The sequence below is a fragment of the Mesorhizobium qingshengii genome, assembly GCF_027563465.1.
GTDB classification, from domain to species: domain Bacteria; phylum Pseudomonadota; class Alphaproteobacteria; order Rhizobiales; family Rhizobiaceae; genus Mesorhizobium; species Mesorhizobium qingshengii_A.
In genome coordinates this window covers 322,059-339,915 of record NZ_JAPFQA010000003.1, presented here as the reverse complement: position 1 = coordinate 339,915, position 17,857 = coordinate 322,059, and the positions used below count along the sequence as shown (strand labels likewise).

At 65.1% G+C, this 17,857-nt stretch carries 17 protein-coding genes; 10 read left to right on the top strand and 7 right to left on the bottom strand.

Annotated elements, in window-relative coordinates; all coding sequences use genetic code 11:
- Positions 1-87: 87 nt before the first annotated feature.
- From hemF to OOJ09_RS10575, 4 genes are all read left to right on the top strand, one after another.
- Complete coding sequence (hemF, locus tag OOJ09_RS10590; RefSeq protein WP_269905163.1) at positions 88-1,002, top strand: oxygen-dependent coproporphyrinogen oxidase; 915 nt, start codon at positions 88-90, stop codon at positions 1,000-1,002.
- Positions 1,003-1,169: 167 nt separating this feature from the next.
- Positions 1,170-1,355 carry a DUF1059 domain-containing protein gene (locus OOJ09_RS10585; RefSeq protein ID WP_027044022.1) on the top strand — a complete coding sequence of 62 codons (186 nt, stop codon included), beginning with the start codon at positions 1,170-1,172 and terminating at the stop codon, positions 1,353-1,355.
- A 375-nt stretch (positions 1,356-1,730) separates the two neighbouring features.
- Positions 1,731-2,309, top strand: a complete 579-nt coding sequence (locus OOJ09_RS10580) for a hypothetical protein (protein ID WP_269905162.1) — start codon at positions 1,731-1,733, stop codon at positions 2,307-2,309.
- Positions 2,310-2,393: 84 nt separating this feature from the next.
- Positions 2,394-3,374: a S8 family serine peptidase gene (locus OOJ09_RS10575; protein ID WP_269905161.1), complete on the top strand. Its 981-nt coding sequence runs from the start codon at positions 2,394-2,396 to the stop codon at positions 3,372-3,374.
- A 100-nt stretch (positions 3,375-3,474) separates the two neighbouring features.
- On the opposite strand, the gene OOJ09_RS10570 is transcribed toward OOJ09_RS10575, so the two are convergent.
- From OOJ09_RS10570 to OOJ09_RS10560, 3 genes are read right to left on the bottom strand one after another with little or no spacing between them, the layout of a single operon-like run.
- Positions 3,475-4,737, bottom strand: a complete 1,263-nt coding sequence (locus OOJ09_RS10570) for a CCA tRNA nucleotidyltransferase (RefSeq protein WP_269905160.1) — start codon at positions 4,735-4,737, stop codon at positions 3,475-3,477.
- Positions 4,734-5,366 (bottom strand): CoA pyrophosphatase, encoded by a 633-nt coding sequence (locus OOJ09_RS10565; RefSeq protein ID WP_269905159.1) that lies wholly within the window; start codon positions 5,364-5,366, stop codon positions 4,734-4,736. Before OOJ09_RS10565 ends, OOJ09_RS10570 begins: the two co-directional genes overlap by 4 nt.
- Positions 5,366-5,995 carry a DUF1285 domain-containing protein gene (locus OOJ09_RS10560; RefSeq protein ID WP_269905285.1) on the bottom strand — a complete coding sequence of 210 codons (630 nt, stop codon included), beginning with the start codon at positions 5,993-5,995 and terminating at the stop codon, positions 5,366-5,368. Before OOJ09_RS10560 ends, OOJ09_RS10565 begins: the two co-directional genes overlap by 1 nt.
- Before the next feature lie 142 nt (positions 5,996-6,137).
- On the opposite strand from OOJ09_RS10560, the gene OOJ09_RS10555 reads away from it, so the two are divergent.
- The 4 genes from OOJ09_RS10555 to OOJ09_RS10540 all read left to right on the top strand — a co-directional run bounded on the left by OOJ09_RS10555 (position 6,138) and on the right by OOJ09_RS10540 (position 13,400).
- Positions 6,138-7,142 carry an AAA family ATPase gene (locus tag OOJ09_RS10555; RefSeq protein WP_269905158.1) on the top strand — a complete coding sequence of 335 codons (1,005 nt, stop codon included), beginning with the start codon at positions 6,138-6,140 and terminating at the stop codon, positions 7,140-7,142.
- 265 nt (positions 7,143-7,407) lie between these two features.
- Positions 7,408-8,445: a DUF58 domain-containing protein gene (locus OOJ09_RS10550; RefSeq protein WP_269905157.1), complete on the top strand. Its 1,038-nt coding sequence runs from the start codon at positions 7,408-7,410 to the stop codon at positions 8,443-8,445.
- Positions 8,442-11,264, top strand: a complete 2,823-nt coding sequence (locus tag OOJ09_RS10545; protein ID WP_269905156.1) for a DUF4159 domain-containing protein — start codon at positions 8,442-8,444, stop codon at positions 11,262-11,264. Before OOJ09_RS10550 ends, OOJ09_RS10545 begins: the two co-directional genes overlap by 4 nt.
- A 63-nt stretch (positions 11,265-11,327) precedes the next feature.
- On the top strand, positions 11,328-13,400 hold the full coding sequence (locus OOJ09_RS10540) for a hypothetical protein (RefSeq protein ID WP_269905155.1): 2,073 nt from the start codon (positions 11,328-11,330) through the stop codon (positions 13,398-13,400).
- A gap of 458 nt (positions 13,401-13,858) precedes the next feature.
- Here the strand turns inward: OOJ09_RS10540 and clpS are convergent, their stop codons facing one another.
- From clpS to OOJ09_RS10520, 4 genes are all read right to left on the bottom strand, one after another.
- On the bottom strand, positions 13,859-14,164 hold the full coding sequence (gene clpS, locus OOJ09_RS10535; RefSeq protein WP_091579443.1) for an ATP-dependent Clp protease adapter ClpS: 306 nt from the start codon (positions 14,162-14,164) through the stop codon (positions 13,859-13,861).
- A 140-nt stretch (positions 14,165-14,304) separates the two neighbouring features.
- A complete protein-coding gene (locus OOJ09_RS10530) occupies positions 14,305-14,619 on the bottom strand; it encodes a hypothetical protein (protein ID WP_269905154.1) in 315 nt (104 codons plus the stop codon).
- Positions 14,620-14,837: 218 nt separating this feature from the next.
- Positions 14,838-15,113 carry a hypothetical protein gene (locus OOJ09_RS10525; protein ID WP_269905153.1) on the bottom strand — a complete coding sequence of 92 codons (276 nt, stop codon included), beginning with the start codon at positions 15,111-15,113 and terminating at the stop codon, positions 14,838-14,840.
- Positions 15,114-15,151: 38 nt separating this feature from the next.
- Positions 15,152-15,451, bottom strand: a complete 300-nt coding sequence (locus OOJ09_RS10520; RefSeq protein ID WP_269905152.1) for a hypothetical protein — start codon at positions 15,449-15,451, stop codon at positions 15,152-15,154.
- Positions 15,452-15,721: 270 nt separating this feature from the next.
- On the opposite strand from OOJ09_RS10520, the gene OOJ09_RS10515 reads away from it, so the two are divergent.
- Together OOJ09_RS10515 and OOJ09_RS10510 are read left to right on the top strand one after the other, a co-directional pair.
- A complete protein-coding gene (locus tag OOJ09_RS10515) occupies positions 15,722-16,438 on the top strand; it encodes a response regulator (RefSeq protein WP_269905151.1) in 717 nt (238 codons plus the stop codon).
- The gene (locus OOJ09_RS10510) at positions 16,435-17,841 is read left to right on the top strand and encodes an ATP-binding protein (RefSeq protein WP_269905150.1); all 1,407 of its coding nucleotides are present in this window, start codon (positions 16,435-16,437) and stop codon (positions 17,839-17,841) included. Before OOJ09_RS10515 ends, OOJ09_RS10510 begins: the two co-directional genes overlap by 4 nt.
- Positions 17,842-17,857: the final 16 nt, after the last annotated feature.

The window sequence follows — 17,857 nt, the reverse complement described above, 5'->3', positions numbered from 1 at the left end:
TGACCCTGCTCCTTAAGAGATTAGGGATCGCGCCCGGAAAAGACGAGTCTTTTGTAGGGACTCACCGCGCGCATCCGGAGACGGCACTTGGAACGACCTGAAATACCGGCTGGCCTGCCCGCCGACATCGAAGAGAAGAAGATGAAGGCGCGGTTGTGGTTCGAGGCGCTGCGCGAACGCATCTGCGCTGGGTTCGAGCAGATCGAGCAGGATCTGCGAGGCCCGCTGGCTTCATGGTCGCCGGGCCGTTTCGAAAAGACACCGTGGGAGCGTGATCAAGGCAAGGGCGGCGGCGGCACAATGTCGATGATGCACGGCCGCGTCTTCGAAAAGGTCGGCGTCCACACCTCGACCGTTTACGGCGAGTTCTCGCCGGAATTCAGGAAGCAGATGCCCGGCGCCGAGGAAGACCCGCGCTTCTGGGCCTCCGGCATTTCGCTGATCGCACACCCCTGGAACCCCAACGTGCCGGCCGTGCACATGAACACGCGCATGGTGGTCACATCCAGACAATGGTTCGGCGGCGGCGCCGACCTGACGCCGGTGCTCGACCGCCGCCGCGTCCAGGACGACCCCGATACAACAGCCTTCCATCGCGCCATGCAGTTCGCTTGCGAGAAGAACGCCGACATCGCCGATTACCCGAAATTCAAGGCATGGTGCGACGAGTACTTCTATCTGCCGCATCGCAACGAGCCGCGCGGCACCGGTGGCATCTTTTTCGACTGGCTGCATTCGGGCGAGGACAAGGGCGGCTGGAATGCCGACTTCAACTTCGTCCAGGATGTCGGGCGCTCCTTTCTCGTCGTCTACGGCCACCTCGTGCGCGCCAATTTCAACGAGAACTGGACCGACGGCGACCGCGACGAACAGCTCATCCGCCGCGGCCGCTATGTCGAATTCAACCTGCTTTACGATCGCGGCACCATCTTCGGCCTGAAGACCGGCGGCAATGTCGCATCCATCCTGTCCAGCCTGCCGCCCGAGGTCCGCTGGCCGTAAACGCCTGGTAAGCGGAAGTCGCGCGGCGCTTTGATGCAACCAGACCGCCCCTTCCGTGTTAAAGTCCCTCCCGCTCGTGGTCCGAAGATCCGACCCCGGAATTGGACGATGGGCCAAAAAGTGCCGGAGCCTCGACCAGGCTCCACGGAGGAAAAAGGAGAAATCCCATGAAGGAATTTCACTGCGGGTCGCTCGTTCCCGGCTGTGACTGGCACACACGTGCCGACGAGGAGGCCGAAGTGATGCGCCGTGCCGTCGAGCACATGCGCGAGACGCATGGCGAGACGGTCATCCGCGAGACGATGATCGAGGCGATCCGCTCGCGCATCGAGAAGGTCCGCGACGCCGCGTAGGTTTTGCGCGGCCTGGGGTTTGTCACCTCAAGATTGAGTGCAAGCAGATCAAGAGCGTTGGGCGGCGATGCCCGCGATTGGCGTTTGACGCCGTCGCGGGCGATCCAATGCATGTCGCCCAAAAGGTGCCCGGGTATCGGGACAACGACATGCATGAAAACTAAAGACGCAAGCGCGGCGCATGAATCCGTTTCGGCGCGGCGCGACCCACAGCCTGCGAGGTCAATAAATTACATTTGCCTCAGCTAAGGTAAACCCTGCGGTAACCGAACCCGTGCGACTGTCAGGCGGATAATCCCGGCTACAGAGGGCTGCCAGAGAAGCCCGTCGCCGCCAGGCACTGGTCCGGAGTCGGTGGGGCGAGGTGTTTCGCGCATGCGCGAAAAGTCCGGCAATAGAGTGAGTTTCCGCACGACGGCGCTCCTGCTGTGCGCGCTCCTTGGGGCGTCTCCGGCGATTGCCCAGGAAATGACGACATCGGTGGTCGACATCCATCAGGGCTCGCCGCTCAGCGATCAGGCGAGAGGCCTGGGCGACGGCGGTTATGAACTGCAGAACGGCAGCCGGGTATCGTTCAACCAATGGTACCGCGCGAGCTGGGTCGACATGCACGTGGACCTGCTGACCCAGATCACGGAGGATACCGGCATCCTTTGGGGATTTGGGACCGGAGAAGAAGGCGAGAAGTATCGCATCGAGCCCAGCCTCAAGCTTGGTTTCCTCACCCAGATGCATCCGAGTCCGAACAGCACCCTTTCCCTGTCGCTCACCACGACCATCGGCGGCAAGCTCACCGAAAAGCCCTGCGAGGCAAGCTACGGCGATTTGGGTACCTACAGCGTCAATTGCCGGCTCGCGGCCAGCCAGCTGGCGCCTGAGGAAACCTTGAAATATCTGGTTAACGCTAAACCGGAGAGCCAGCATCTCTGGCTGAATTACCGTGTTACTTTCTGATCGCGAGGGGTGCGTGAGACGTCACGTGGCCACCGGAAATTCGCGATCGTCCATGCTAGCTCTTGTTTGAACCGGGGTAGGAATATGTCAGATAATCGTTGGAAGTTCGGTATCGCCACGGCCCTCGCCATCCTGTCGGCGCCGGTAGCATCGGCACAGGAGGCCCCCGATGCGGACGAGATGGCCGCGCTGTGCCACGGCGGCGGCCTGTCCATATGCGTGAGCGCAACGATCCCTGCTGCGGGCACACAAGCGGTGCAGGGGTGGATGAGCCCCGACGTTGGCGCCGCTTGGGCCGCGGGATACAAGGGCAAGGGCGTCACGATTACGATCGTCGATGACTTCAGAAGCTCATCGCGCTTCTCCGGCAATTTCGGCGTCGGAGTACAAACCCAGCGGCACGGTGAATGGACCCGCGAAGAAGCCGGCATGATTGCGCCCTTGGCGACCATCAGGTCGAAGGACTTCTCAACCAGTTCGGCCGTCGGCCTGGCGCCCGGCCTGAACGTGCTCAACCTGAGCTATGGCATGTACGCCAAAGCGGGCTACAGCCCGAACCAGATCGGATGGAGCGCCGAGGAAGCCTCCATAATCTCCTATGCCACCAAAGGTACGGCCGTTGTTTCGAAGGCCGCGGGCAACGACGCGGTTGCCGTGGGCGGTGTCACGGGCGGCCAGCAGGACTATCTCGACCTCGCCCTGACCGGCAAGCAAACGGCGATCTTCGTCGGCGCGCTGTCGACGAATGGCACGACAACCAACAAGGCCCAGCTTGCCTGGTACTCCGACTACGCTGGCTCCAACCCGCTCGTGCAAAGCCACTTCCTCGTGGTTGGTGTTGATGGAAGCAAGACAGGCCTTTATGGCACCTCCTTCGCCGCGCCGATCATTTCAGGATATGCTGCGATCATCGGCAGCAAGTTCACCAAGGCGACGCCGACCCAGATCACCAACGATCTGCTCAATACAGCTCGTACCGACACGCTGGTCAACTATAGTGCTTCCGTCTACGGCAAGGGCGAGGCAAGCCTTTCACGCGCCCTCGCTCCCGTATCGATCAGGTAGGTCAGCGACGCTTCGTCCGGCGAGGTCGTCGCCTCGGCCGTGTTCCAAATGGCGGTTTTCGGCGACGTCGGACCGCAGGGAGCGGCGGTCGAACCAGGCTCTAAGTTTCAAGTGCCTTCGCGGCGCGTTCAAGCAACGCGCCGCGATCAGGCGCAAATCCCGCTTCGATCCATTCCGCCTCGAGATTCTTGAGGATCTCACCGAGCTTCGGCCCTGGAACAGCGCCGAGCGCGGTCAGATCGGCACCTTTCAGCGGAAACAGCGGTTTTTCCCATTTGAGCGCATAGGCCAGCAGTCGCGAAAAGCCGCCGGCCTCGAGCAGCGCGTCGGTGTCCTCGACAGCACGCACCCGTGCCCCGGCGAGCGACAGCCGGAGCCGGTCGACAAATCCCTGCCGGTCGCCGCGATAGAGCCTTTTCGCCAGCTCGCTCTCGCTCGTCTTCGGCTCGACGGCAGTGGCCAGCGCCCAGTGGCGCAGGCGCTCGGCTTCCGCCGTCGACAGTCTCAGCCTGTCGGCGAGCGTCTTCATGCGCGCCGCGTCCGGCGGCACGATCGCCTCCAGCCTGAGCAGCGGATCCGCCGCCCAGCCCAGATCCTTCTCGGCCTTGGTCACTCCATGGATGGCATCGATGCCCCATTTCTCGCTCTCGGGCAGCGCGCCGGTCAGCACGCCGGCCTGGCGCATCCACAGCAGCGCCCGCGATGGATCGGGCGCCGACAAGAGCTTCTTCAGCTCGGACCAGATGCGCTCGGCCGAAAGCTGGACCAGCCCATCCTTCAGCCGGGCACAGGCTTTCAGCCCTTCGGCGTCCGGCCGGCCGTCGCCGTACCAGGCGAAGAAGCGGAAGAACCGCAGGATGCGCAGATAATCCTCGCGGATGCGCGCTTCCGGATCGCCGATGAAGCGCAGCCGGCGCGCCTCGATGTCGGCGACGCCGCCGACCAGGTCGACAACCGTGCCGTCGGCCTCCGCATAGAGCGCGTTGATGGTGAAATCGCGCCGCTCGGCGTCAAGTTTCCAGTCGCGCCCGAACGACACCTTGGCACGCCGGCCGTCGGTCTCGATGTCGGCGCGCAGGGTGGTGGTCTCATAGGGCTTGCCGCCGGCGATCACCGTGATCGTGCCGTGCTCGATGCCGGTCGGCACCGCCTTGAAGCCTGCCGCCTCGGCGCGGCGGATGGTGTCCTGCGGCAGGCAAGTGGTGGCGATATCGATGTCGGCGACCGCTTGGCCCATCAGCGCGTTGCGCACGGCGCCGCCGGCGACACGTGCTTCTTCACCGTTCTTCGCCAGAACGGACAGCAGGCGCTGCAGATGCACATTACCGAGCCAGTCGACCCTGCCCGCGATCGAGACACTCACGCATAGAGCCTTTCATAGAGCGTACGGATGATGCCGGCGGTGACGCCCCAGATGCGCTGGTCGCCATAAGGCATATCGTAGAAGAACCATTCGAGATCGTTCCACATGCGGCTGTCGCGCTTGTGATTGGCCGGGTCCATCAGGAAGCGCAGCGGTACTTCGAAGGCGGCGTCGACCTCGTCGGCGTTGAGCGTCAGCTGGAAACTGGGCCGCACGATGCCCAGCACCGGCGCGATGCGATAGCCGCTGCCGGCAACGTAATCGGGCATGCGGCCGATGATCTCGATGCGATCCCGGCCAAGGCCGATCTCCTCGAAGGTCTCGCGCAGCGCCGCCGCTTCGGGGCTGGCATCGGCCGCATCGATGGTGCCGCCGGGAAAGGCCACCTGCCCCGAATGGCTGCGCAGCTTTTCGGCCCGTTTGGTCAGAAGAACCGTGGCGTCCCCGTCGTGATCGACCACCGGGATCAGCACCGCGGCATTGCGCAGCGCCTTGGCCTGGCTGAGGCGCGGATGGCCGGGATTGAAGCGATGATCGCCGTAGTCGTCGCCGGCATGCGCATCCGGCTGCGCGGCAAAGCGCGCGCGAAAATCGGCTGACGAAAACGGCCTCTGCGTCGTCTGGTCCATCACCTACTCAGCCGCTTCAGTTGGTCCGCCGGCATGATTGGAAACACCGCGCCCTTCGAGCGCACGGCGAACATGGTCCTGCCGCCGATCGCGATTTCCTCGCCATGCCCGACCAGCTCGTACATCACCGGCCGCGCCACCAGCGCCTCCAGCCGGCCGCGCACCAGCACATAGGGCTTCAACCCGCCGGTCTCGCTTTCGTCGACGAAGCGCAGCGGCCGCTCCGGCCCGGCTTCCACGACATCGCCGACATTGGTGCGGAAGGTAATGGCTTGCGCGTCACCGCTGCCCGAAACATCCATTTCGACGGCGATGAACGGCGCGTCGGCAACGCGGATGCCGACCTTTTCCACAGGCGTTACCAGATAGGTCCTGCCGTCCGCGTCCTTGCGCAACACGGAGGAGAAAAGCTGCACCAGCGGCATGCGCCCGATCGGCGTGCCCAGGTAAAACCAGGTGCCGTCGGCCCTGATCTCCATGTCGAGATCGCCGCAGAAGTCGGGATTCCAGCGTTCCACCGGCGCCGCGCCCTTGCCGGCGCGGGCGGCACGCGAGATCAGCGCCTCGAGACCGCGCGCCTCGGTGGCGGTTGTAAGGCTTTGTTCGCGATGTTCGGAGTGTTCCGTCATGGTCACGAAATAGTCACTGTTGTTCCGCTTGTCAGCCTAGGTCTGTGATTTAAGTTTTGGCATAGGCGCCACGCGAGGCCGAATCGCGGCAACCTGTGCTATGGTGCGGGCCGGTATTTCCAACCACAAGGATCGATGCGGCATGAGCGTGATGGTCAAGGAAAGCCCGATCAGCGAAAAGGACATGATCGCCGAGGCCGAGAGGGCGCTGGCCGATATTTCCAAGGTCCGCGACGGGGTCGGCCGGGTCATCTTCGGCCAGGAGAACGTCGTCGAGCGCACGCTGGTGGCGCTTTTGGCCGGCGGCCATGCGCTTTTGGTCGGCGTGCCGGGCCTCGCCAAGACCAAGCTGGTCGAGACGCTGGGCATCGTGCTCGGCCTCGATTCGCGCCGCATCCAGTTCACGCCCGACCTGATGCCGTCCGATATCCTTGGCTCCGAAGTGATGGAGCAGGATGAATTCGGCAAGCGCTCCTTCCGCTTCATCTCCGGGCCGATCTTCGCCCAGCTTCTGATGGCCGACGAGATCAACCGCGCCTCGCCGCGCACCCAATCGGCGCTGCTGCAGGCCATGCAGGAATACCACGTGACCATTGCCGGCGCCCGCTACGACCTGCCGGCGCCCTTCCATGTGCTGGCAACGCAGAATCCACTGGAGCAGGAAGGCACCTATCCGCTGCCCGAGGCGCAGCTCGACCGTTTCCTGATGCAGGTCGACATCCTCTATCCCGAAATCGAGGCCGAGCGCCGCATCCTTTTGGAAACCACCGGCATCGAGGATGCGAAAGCGCAGAACGTGCTGCAACCGGTTCGGCTGAAGGAAATCCAGACGCTGATCCGCCGCATGCCGGTGCCCGAAAGCGTCGTCGAGGCGATCCTGACGCTGGTGCGCTCGGCGCGTCCCGGCCAGGGCAACGCCGAGACCGACAAGCATGTCGCCTGGGGCCCCGGCCCGCGCGCCAGCCAAGCGCTGATGCTGTGCACAAGGGCGCGCGCGCTTTATGAGGGACGGCTGGCGCCCTCGATCGACGACGTCCGTGCGCTGGCCGAGCCGGTGCTGCAGCATCGCATGGCGCTGACCTTCGCCGCTCGCGCCGAAGGCACCAGCGTGCGCGACGTGGTGGCGAAGCTCGTGAAGGGGATTTAGGGTCTGGACCCGATAGTATGATCGAAATGGCGCCTGAAATGGCAAAAAGATGCGAGGAGAATCGCGAAGGTCGGGAGCTTTCGCCCGCCCAAGCGATTCGACGACGCAGCTTGCAGCCATTTCGGCGTCCGGAGGATGTGGTCCATCTGCCCGACTATTTTGTCGCGAAGGGCTTGAAAGCCGAATGGCTTCCTGCGCCTTCGCTCCGCGTATCCGAACAGATGGCCTCACACCATTTCGGCCTAATTAGCGGGTCCAGACCCTGATGGCGCGCATTGGCGAGGTCCAGGCCCCGGCGGCGACGCGCGACGCGCTCGCCCGTGGCCGCTTGCGGGCCTCGCTTGTGCCTGACCTGCTGGTCGAGGCGCGCCGCATCGTCAACACCGTGATCGCCGGCTGGCATGGCCGCCGCAAGCGCGGCATCGGCGAGAACTTCTGGCAGTTCCGGCCCTATGTCGAAGGCGATGCCTCGCGCATCGACTGGCGCCGCTCGGCCCGCGACGATCATACCTATGTTCGCGATCGCGAATGGGAAGCCGCCCATACGGTCTGGCTGTGGGCCGACCCCTCGCCGTCCATGCTCTACAAGTCGACCGGCGCCGGGGTTTCCAAGCAATCGCGCGCGCTTGTGCTGGCGCTGGCCATGGCCGAGCTGTTGTCGCGCAGCGGCGAGCGCATCGCCTGGCCGGGTCTCACCGATCCGTTCACCGCCCGCAACGGTGCCGAGCGCATCGCCGCCCAGCTCATGCACGCCGGCGAGTTGCCGGCAAAACCCGATCTGTCCGGCATCCGCCGCTTCTGCGACATCATTATCGCCAGCGATTTCCTCGACCCGGTCGAGGAAACGATGGCCTGGCTTGATGTGCTCGCCCGGCATGGCGTGCGCGCCCACCTGATCGAGGTCGCCGACCCGGCCGAGGAAACCTTCCCCTATGCCGGCCGCACCGAGTTCACCGATCCCGAGACCGGCGACAAGCTGACCGCCGGTCGCGCCGAAATGCTCGGCGATGAGTACCGCCTGCTCTACATCGCCCGGCGCCAGGAACTGGCCGCCTGGTGCAAGCGCCTCGGCTGGAGCTTTACCGTCAACCATACGGATCGGCTGGCTTCCGACGCGCTGGTCCGCCTGCACATGGCCATGACCGCCGATGGCGGTTATGCCGGGCTGATCGCTGGTGGCGGTTATGCCGGGCTGATCGCTGGTGGCGGTCATGCCGGGCTGACCGCCAGTGGTCATGCCGGGCTGACCGGTGGCGGTCATGCCGGGCTGACCGCCGATCATGCCGGAAAGGTCGGCGCATGAGCTGGCTGCCGCTCTCCTTTGGCGCTCCCATGGTGCTGTGGGGCCTGCTGGCGCTGCCGGTGATCTGGTGGCTGTTGCGGCTGACGCCGCCGAAGCCGCAAACCGAAATCTTCCCGCCGCTGAACATCCTGGCACGGGTGCTGAAGCGCGAGGAGACGCCGCAGCAAAGCCCGTGGTGGCTGACGCTGCTCAGGCTCCTGATGGCGGCCCTGGTCGTCGCGGCACTCGCCGAACCGGTGTTCAATCCGCGCGAAAAGCTTCCCGCCGAGGGTGCGGCCCTCGCGCTCGTCATAGACAATGATTGGGCAAGTGCCGCCGATTGGGGCAAGCGCGTCGCCACCGCCGAGCGGCTGATAGCCGACGCCGGCTCGAACGGCGTGCCGGTCATCATCGCTTTCACCGCCGAAAAGCCCAATTCGGAAATCGGCCCCTTCGATGCCGCCACGGCCCTTGACCGGCTGCGCGCCGCCAAGCCGCGACCGATTCCAACCGACCGGCCCGCCGTCTATGCCCGCGTCGCCGGCGTGCTGGACACCTTGCCTGGCGCCAGCGTCGCCGTGCTCGCCAATGGCCTGGCGGCAAAGGGTGACGAGGCCGCCTTCAACACGCTTTTGTCCAGAAATGCCGCCCGCGTCGTCTGGGCGACCGCCGACCGGCTTTCGCTGGCCGGCCTGACCGCCGCTGACAACCAGGTCGACGGCTTTGCGCTGACCGCTATCCGCGCACCGGGCGACCCAGCCCCGGCGCAGGTCACCGCCGGCGCCTTCGACGACAAGGGCCGCCGCATCGCCGACGCGACGCTGACCTTTGCGCCGGGCGAATCCACCGCCACCGGCACCATGGCGGTGCCGTTCGAACTGCGCAACGACTTCGCCTCGATCGCGCTCGACGGCGAGCGCCAGGCCGGTGCGGTCCGCGTCCTCGACGAAAGTTCCAAGCGCCGTCGCGTCGGACTGTTGTCGCAGGCCGAGGCCGACCAGGCACAGCCGCTTCTGTCGCCGCTCTATTACATCAGGCGCGCGCTGCAGCCCTTCGCCGATCTCGTCGAGCCCTCCAGCGCCGACCTCGCCGACGCCATCCCGCAAATCCTCGACCAGAAGCCGGCGATGATTGTCATGGCCGATATCGGCACCATTCCCGCACAGGTCCGGCAAAGGCTGGTCGACTGGGTCGACAATGGCGGCACGCTGGTGCGTTTCGCCGGCTCGCGGCTGGCCGCCGCCGGCAATGACGATGACCTGCTGCCGGTCCGCCTGCGCACCGGCGAGCGCTCGCTCGGCGGTGCGCTGTCATGGACATCGCCGCAGCCGGTCACCGAATTTCCCAAGGCCGGCCCGTTCGCCGATCTTGCCCCGCCCACGGAGGTCACCGTCACCAGACAGGTGCTGGCCGAGCCGACGCCCGATATCGTCGAGCGCACCTGGGCGGCACTTGCCGATGGCACGCCGCTGGTCACCGGTCTGAAGAAAGGCAAGGGCACGCTGGTGCTGTTCCACGTCACGCCCGAGGCGACATGGTCGAACCTGCCGATCTCGGGCAGCTTCGTCGAGATGTTGCGCCGCCTCGTGCAGCTGTCGCGCAACCAGGGCGCGGCGGTCGCCAGTGCCGAAGCCGCCGCCACCTCGCTGGCGCCCTATCGCATGATATCGGCCGACGGCTCGCTGGTGCCGCCGACGCCGGATGCGCGGCCGCTGGTGCCGGCCGCCGGCCCGTTGCCTGTGACTTTCGAGAACCCGCCTGGCCTCTACGGCTCCGAGACCGGCGTCTTCGCCCACAACCTGCTTGAATCCACAAGCACTTTCGCGCCGCTGGCGCGCCCGCAAATCACTGTACCCGTCACATCGATCCAGTATGCGTTTGATGAATCGCGCAACCTGAAGGGCGCGCTGGTCGTGGCCGCCCTGGCGCTGATGCTGCTCGATACGCTGGTGGTGTTGTGGATGGGCGGACTGTTTTCGCGCCGTCGGCGCCGTGCCGGTGCCGTGGCAACCACCGCCGCGATCCTGATTGCGCTCGGCGCGCTGTTCGGCCATGCCGACCTTGCCCGCGCCGACGACGCCAAACCGGGCGACCAGGCGGCAATCGAGGCGATTTCGAAAACCCGCATTGCCTATGTGCTGACCGGCGTGCCGGGCGACGACGCGATCAGCCGCGCCGGCATGGAGGGCCTGACCCGCTTCCTGATCGAGAAGACCGCATTGGAACCGGGCGCACCCGCGGGTGTCGACATATCGAAGGACGAGCTGTCGTTCTATCCCTTGATCTACTGGCCGATCGATCCAGCGGCACCGATGCCGAGCCAGGCCGCGATCGCCCGCATCGACGCCTATATGCAGCAGGGCGGGACGGTGCTGTTCGACACGCGCGACCAGTTCGCCAACGGCATCGGCGCCGATTCGGCCAGCCCGGCGACGGAGCGGCTGCGCGACATCCTCGGCAACCTCAACGTGCCGCCGCTGGAGCCGGTGCCGTCCGACCACGTGCTGACCAAATCCTTCTTCATCCTGCCCGAATTTCCTGGCCGTTTCGCCGGCAGCCCGCTCTGGGTCGAGGCATCGCTCGATGCCAGCAACGCCGAGAACCGGCCGGTGCGCACCGGCGACGGCGTTTCGCCGATCATGATCACCGCCAATGATTTCGCCGGCGCCTGGGCGGTCGACGGGAATGGCGATCCGTTGCTGCCGACAGTGCCCGCGGACCCGATGCAGCGCATCTACGCGCTGCGCGCCGGCGTCAACATCATGATGTACATGCTGACCGGAAACTACAAATCCGACCAGGTGCACGTGCCCATACTGCTCGAACGGCTGGGGCAGTAGGATGACGGTCTTACCTGCACTCCCCACGCGGATCGACCCTCCCCACAGGGAGGGGGGTAACGCATGAACTGGTCGATCTCCTTCGAACCGCTGATCTCCTGGCCCTTGCTGGCCCTGGTGTTGGTGCCACTGCTGGCGCTCGCGCTCGTCGGCCTGTGGGTTCGCCAGCGCGGCGCGATGTTGCGCTTCGTCGCCCTGCTGGCGCTGGCCGCCGCGCTGTTCAACCCGGTGTTCCTCAATGAGGAGCGCGAGCCGCTGAAAAGCGTCGTCGCCCTGATCGTCGACCGCAGCCAGAGCCAGGATATCGGCGACCGCACCAGGCAGACGGACGAGGCGCTGGCCGGGCTCCAGCAGCGTCTTGGCCGCTTCAAGCAGTTCGACGTGCGCGTTGTCGAGGCAGGCAAGTCCGAAGCCGCCGAGGAGCGCACCGAAACGCGGCTCTTCGGCGCGCTCGAGGGTGCCTTCCGCGACGTGCCGCCGTCGCGCATCGGCGGCGCCATCATGATCACCGACGGCGAGGTGCATGACGCACCGGCCGGCGCACCCGATTTCAACGCGCCGCTGCATGCCTTGATCACCGGCAACGACCACGAAAAAGATCGCCGCATCCGCTTCGAGAACGCGCCCCGCTTCGGCATCGTCGGCAAGCCGCTCGACATGACATACCGGGTCATTTCAACGGAAAACGAGACCGGCCCGGTCGACGTGCGCGTCTCGGTCAATGGCGAGCAGGTCGCGGTCGAGCATGCCACCGTCGGCCAGGCCATGCCGCTGCAGGTGACCATTCCGGGCGCCGGCCGCAACATCGTCGAACTCGCCATCGATCGCGAGCCGGGCGAACTGACCGACACCAACAACCGCGCCATCGCGCTGATCGACGGCATCCGCGAGAACCTGCGTGTGCTGCTCGTCTCCGGCGAGCCGCATGCGGGTGAGCGCACCTGGCGCAATCTGCTGAAATCCGACGCCTCGGTCGATCTCGTCCATTTCACCATTCTGCGGCCGCCGGAAAAACAGGACGGCACGCCGATCAATGAATTGTCGCTGATCGCTTTCCCGACCCGCGAACTGTTCGTCGAGAAGATCAAGGATTTCGACCTCATCATTTTCGATCGCTACCAGCACCGGGACGTCCTGCCGATCCTCTATTACGACTACATCTCCGAATATGTCGAAAAGGGCGGTGCGCTGCTGATCGCGGCCGGCCCCGAATATGCCGGCGAAAGCTCGATCGCGCGCACGCCGCTGATGTCGGCCTTGCCGGCGATGCCGACCGGCGAGGTGGTCGACAAGGCCTTCTATCCGCGCCTCACCGATCTCGGCCAGCGTCACCCGGTGACGCGCGGGCTGGATGGTTCCGCCACCGAGCCGCCGCACTGGAGCCGCTGGTTCCGCACCATAGGCGTGCAGAACCCGGAAGGCGAAGTGGTGATGAAGGGTGCCGACAACCGGCCCCTGCTGCTGCTCGACCACAAGGGAGAAGGCCGCGTCGGCATGCTTCTGTCCGATCAGGGCTGGCTGTGGGCGCGTGGCTTCGAGGGCGGTGGTCCGCATGTCCAGCTCTATCGGCGCATTGCGCACTGGCTGATGAAGGAGCCCGAACTCGAGGAGGAGCGGCTGACCGCCGACGGTCGTGGCATGGTTCTGGAAATCCGGCGCCAGACCATGGCCGATGATCCGGGCACCGCGCAGATCATCACCCCGTCCGGCAAGACGATGACGGTCAAGCTCCAGAAATCCGAACCCGGCGTCTTCCTCGGCAGTATCGCGACCAGTGAAATCGGCCTCTATCAGGTCGCCAATGGCGACCTCACCGCACTCGCCCATGTCGGACCGGTCAATGCACCGGAATTCGCCGACGTCATCTCCACCGAGGACCGGCTGAAGGCGCCGGCGGAAGCGACCGGCGGCGGCGTGCGCCGGCTGGCGCCATCCACGGGCAGCGACGTGACGCTGCCCTCCATCGTGCCGGTGCGCTCGGCGGGCGACGCGTCCGGCAGCGACTGGATCGGCCTTCGCACCACCGACGACAGCGTGCTCAAGGCCGTCTCGCGCGTGCCGCTGTTTGGCGGTTTCCTCGGCCTCGGCCTGCTGCTTCTGGCAATGGGTTCGATGTGGTACCGCGAGGGACGGTAGTTTCCTTCTCCCCGTTCACGGCAGGGCGATCGCATATGGATTCTTACGAAGATAGACCCCCACCCTAACCCTCCCCACAAGGGGGAGGGAATGCCGCCGCGCGCTCTTACTCGGTGTCAAAACGTCGGCGATCTGCCGATGTCAGCGCCAACGGAAGTCTCCCTCCCCCTTGTGGGGAGGGTTAGGGGTGGGGGTTAATCGTAGAGCGAAAGCCCCGGCCGCCTATATGCGATTGCCCTGCCGTTCACGGGGAGAAGGTGCCCGAAGGGCGGATGAGGGGCGACGCCAGCATTGCTGCTGTGCCGAATCCGAAGGTCCCAGCGGCGGCGCTATTGCTCTCGACGCTTTACGACAAAGGTCGTCTGCCGGGGACCCCGTTGCCTGCGGCAACTCCCCAGCGTTCGCGGCCTTTCATCGGGCCACTGACACGATGAATTCGCCTATGGCGAACCGACCGCTCACTCTTCCGGTTCGGTCGTGAACAGCAGCGGGTAACCCTTGGCCTTGCCGGCATCGGTGGCCCGTGTCGCCTTGGTCTCTGCGACGTCCTTGGTGAACACCGCGACGACGCAGACGCCACGCCGATGCGCGGTGATCATGATCCTGTGCGCCTGGTCTTCGCTGAGCTTGAACTCGCCCTTCAGCACCGTCACCACGAACTCGCGCGGCGTGAAATCGTCATTGATGAGGATGACCTTGTAGAGTTTCGGCCGTTCGGTCTGCGGCTTGACCTGGACGCGCGGTTTTGTGGTGATTTCAGGCATCGGAACCGACAGTCTCGCCATCGACAGTTTCGCCCCGCATTTTGCCACGGGCGAAAGCGATCGTCCATTTTGATTGGCACGCGCACTGGCAGCGGATGAGCGCTGTCATTGGCAATGATGTGGGAATTGTTGGTGGCGGTTCAACGGCCCTGACGGCCAAAGATGCGGCGGTTTCCGCCCGCATCCGCCCGGCGTTCCATCCACGCAGCGATCGGCCACGCGACAACGCAGCCCAGCGTCACGCCGGTGAGTATGATCAGCAGCCAGGCCTGTACCGGCGTGATGTAGTCCCAGTTGCTGGAGATTGCCGGCGCGAACAGCGAAGGCTCGGTACGCCCGCTCGCCGGATCCGGCACCGGGCTGGCGGTGAGCAGGATCAGCACCCTGGCCACGCCGCTGGCGACCAGGCCACCGAGCACCATCGAACGCAGAATGGACGAAAGCCGCTTCTTCATGCGGACTGTCCTACACGGCCGGCGTTGCGAACGGGTTAAGCTTCATCGAGACGCCTGGCTGGAAGCCGCCGGCTTTCAGGCTTCGGCCAGGGTCGGGCCGGTTTTGCCGGTCCGCTTTCGTCGCCGGTGCACCGCCCTTCGATCACGCGCTTGGCAGAAGGCCGCTCCAGCCGGTTTGCGGCGGGAGCGGCCTTGATGGAAAGCAGACTTTGGACCGATCAGGGCTTCTTCGGAGCAGCCTTCGGGGCGGCCTTCTTGGGGGCCTTCTTGACCGGGCACTTGTGCTTCTTGGTCACCTTGCAGGCCTTCTTGGTGTCCTTCTTCGGAGCAGCCTTGGCCGGAGCGGTGGCAGCCGGAGCGGTAGCAGCGGGCGCGGTGGTCGTCGTGGTAGCAGCCGGAGCAGCGGTCGTGGTGGCGGCAGCGTTGCCCAGGACCGGCATCGAGAAGGCGAGAGCAACGGCGAGACCGAGGGCGGACAGGAGGGACTTCTTCATGGCTTCATTTCCTTTTTATGCGGGTCGAGTTTCGAGTGTCACTGAACCGGGTCGTTCGGCGTCACTCCAAGCAGCTTCAAAGCGTTTGCGAGCATCCGGATGCCCTGTGCCTGTTTCTTGGCGGCGCAGTACCGGTTTCCCTTTCTTTGAAGTGCCTTCGCCGCGGTGACCTGCGTTGCCGTGGCGTGGGTTTCGAGGGCTTCGTCAAATTGGCGGCTGAGATTGGCGCAACGTTCGGCCCGGGTGAGCGTCACCTTTGCATTCGATTGTCCGGCAGCGGCGGTGACCAGGCAAACGCCCAGCAACGCACCCAACAAACTGATCGACAACCTTGGCATCGGTTTATCCGTAACCCGCAGACTTGCGTCGCAGCCAATGACCTGACCGCTGCGGCACCGTTATGCCGTCCAACCTTTTCAGGAGTTTTTCCGGATTGTAGAATTTTGTTTCTGGATTGTTTCTGGATGGCCGGCGAAGGCGCCGATGGTGCGGAGACGCGCAATTCGCTGCACCTTGAAATGCAGGGCACTGGCCAACATATGGCCCGAATTCTATCGTGTGGCTCACCAACCAAGGATAGCTTGGCCGGCAACAGAGACGGGGCACCTGTGAAATCCGACGCACACATACTGATCGTCGACGACGACAAGGGCATCCGCGACCTGCTGCAGGAGTTCTTCCAGAAGCGCGGCCTGCACACCTCGGTTGCCGCCGACGGCACCGAGATGGAGACCATCCTGCGCCGCTCGCATGTGGACCTCATCGTGCTCGACGTGATGTTGCCCGGCAAGAGCGGGCTGGAACTGTGCCGCGACCTGCGCGCCCAGTATTCGACGCCGATCATCATGCTGACCGCCGTCACCGAGACGACCGACCGCGTGGTCGGCCTGGAAATGGGCGCCGACGACTATGTGCCCAAACCCTTCGACCCGCGCGAGCTGCTGGCCCGCATCCGCGCCGTGCTGCGGCGCAACGGCGCCGCCGAGCCGAAGCGCGCCACCGCCAAGCAGATCTACCGCTTCGCCGGCTGGACGATGGACTGTTCGCGGCGCCGGCTGACCGCTCCCGACGATGTCAGGGTCGAGCTGACCATGGCGGAGTTCAACCTGCTGCAGACCTTCGTCAAGAGCGCCGGACGCGTGCTGACCCGCGACCAGCTCATCGAACTCTCCGGAGGCGACAGTGACTATTCCTTCGACCGCAGCATCGACATCCTGGTCAGCCGGCTGCGGCGCAAGATGGAAGACGATCCCAAAACGCCCAAGCTCATCCTCACCGTGCGCAGCGGCGGCTACCAGTTCCTGCCCGAGACGACTTCCGAATGAGACGTTTCCTGCCGCAGACCCTACCCGTCTGGGTGCTGCTGATCGTCATTGCCGGCCTGCTGATCAGCCAGGTCGCGACCCTTTATATCGTGTCGCGCGACCGCGCCGCCGCCAACGACGTCGTTGACCTTTATCGCCTTAACGATCGTGCTTTCTCGCTGGTGCAGCTGATGCATGACGCCACGCCGGAGGAACGCAAGACGACGGCGACCGGCCTGTTCAATTCCGCCTACGCGCTCACCGTGTCCGACACGCCCGCGGTCACCTCGTCGATCGCAAGCGACGACGAACTGGCCGAACTCGAAGACATCCTCGTTGGCCGGCTGTCAAAGTTCGGCATCACCGACGCGCGCGTGCGGCGCGATCCGGCAACGCGCGAGGCCGACGACGCCAGCGGCACGGCGCCGGGACCCGATATCGGCCAGGTGGAGCGCGATCTTCTGGTGCTGGCCGCCGACTTCGCCCAGAGCGACAAACTGACGGCCTCGCTGCGCTTTGCCGACGGCCAGTGGCTGAACTTCACCGAGCCGATCACGCCCGTCGGCCCGATCCTGAGCTTCGACAGCCTGCCGCTTTATTCGCTGATCGCCGGGCTTGTGGTGATCATGTCGATCTGGTCGCTGCGCCGGCTGACTGCACCCTACCGGATGATGGAAACCGCCGTGAACAGGATCGGCACGGATCTGAAGAGCCCGCCTATCGCCGAGACCGGCAGCCGCGAGGTGCGTGCCGCCGCCAAGGCGATCAACGCCATGCAGGCCAGGTTGCGTGAATATGTCGAGGACCGCGAACATCTCGCTGCGGCGTTGGCGCATGACCTGCGCACGCCGATGACGCGGATGCGCCTGCGCCTGGAGCTGCTGCGCAAATCGGCGGTCCGCGAGGCGCTGGCGCACGATCTCGCCGATGTCGAGAGCATCGCCAGCTCGGTGATCGACTTTGCCACTTTCGAGGTGACCGAGGAAAAGAGCGAACGCATCGACTTCTGGTCGCTCGTGGAATCGATCGCCGACAGTTATGACGACGTCTCGTTCGACGACGATACCCGCTCACGCGGCCTCATCTGCATGGCGCGGCCTGTCGCGCTCAGGCGCTGCGTCACCAATCTGGTCCAGAATGCCGTGACCTATGGCAAGAAGGCGCATCTCAGCCTGCGCCGGTCGGACAACATGATCCTGCTCACCATCCGCGACGAAGGGCCTGGCATACCGCAAGCCCAGATCGACGCCGTGTTCGGCTCTTTCGTGCGCCTCGAACAATCCCGCAACCGCCAGACCGGCGGGCTCGGGCTCGGCCTGACCATTGCCCGCAACATCGCGCGCGCCGCCGGCGGCGAGATCAGCCTGTCCAACAACCCGGGCGGCGGCCTGCTGACGCAACTGCGCCTGCCGCTGGCGGCATAGAACGAGGCGCGCTCGA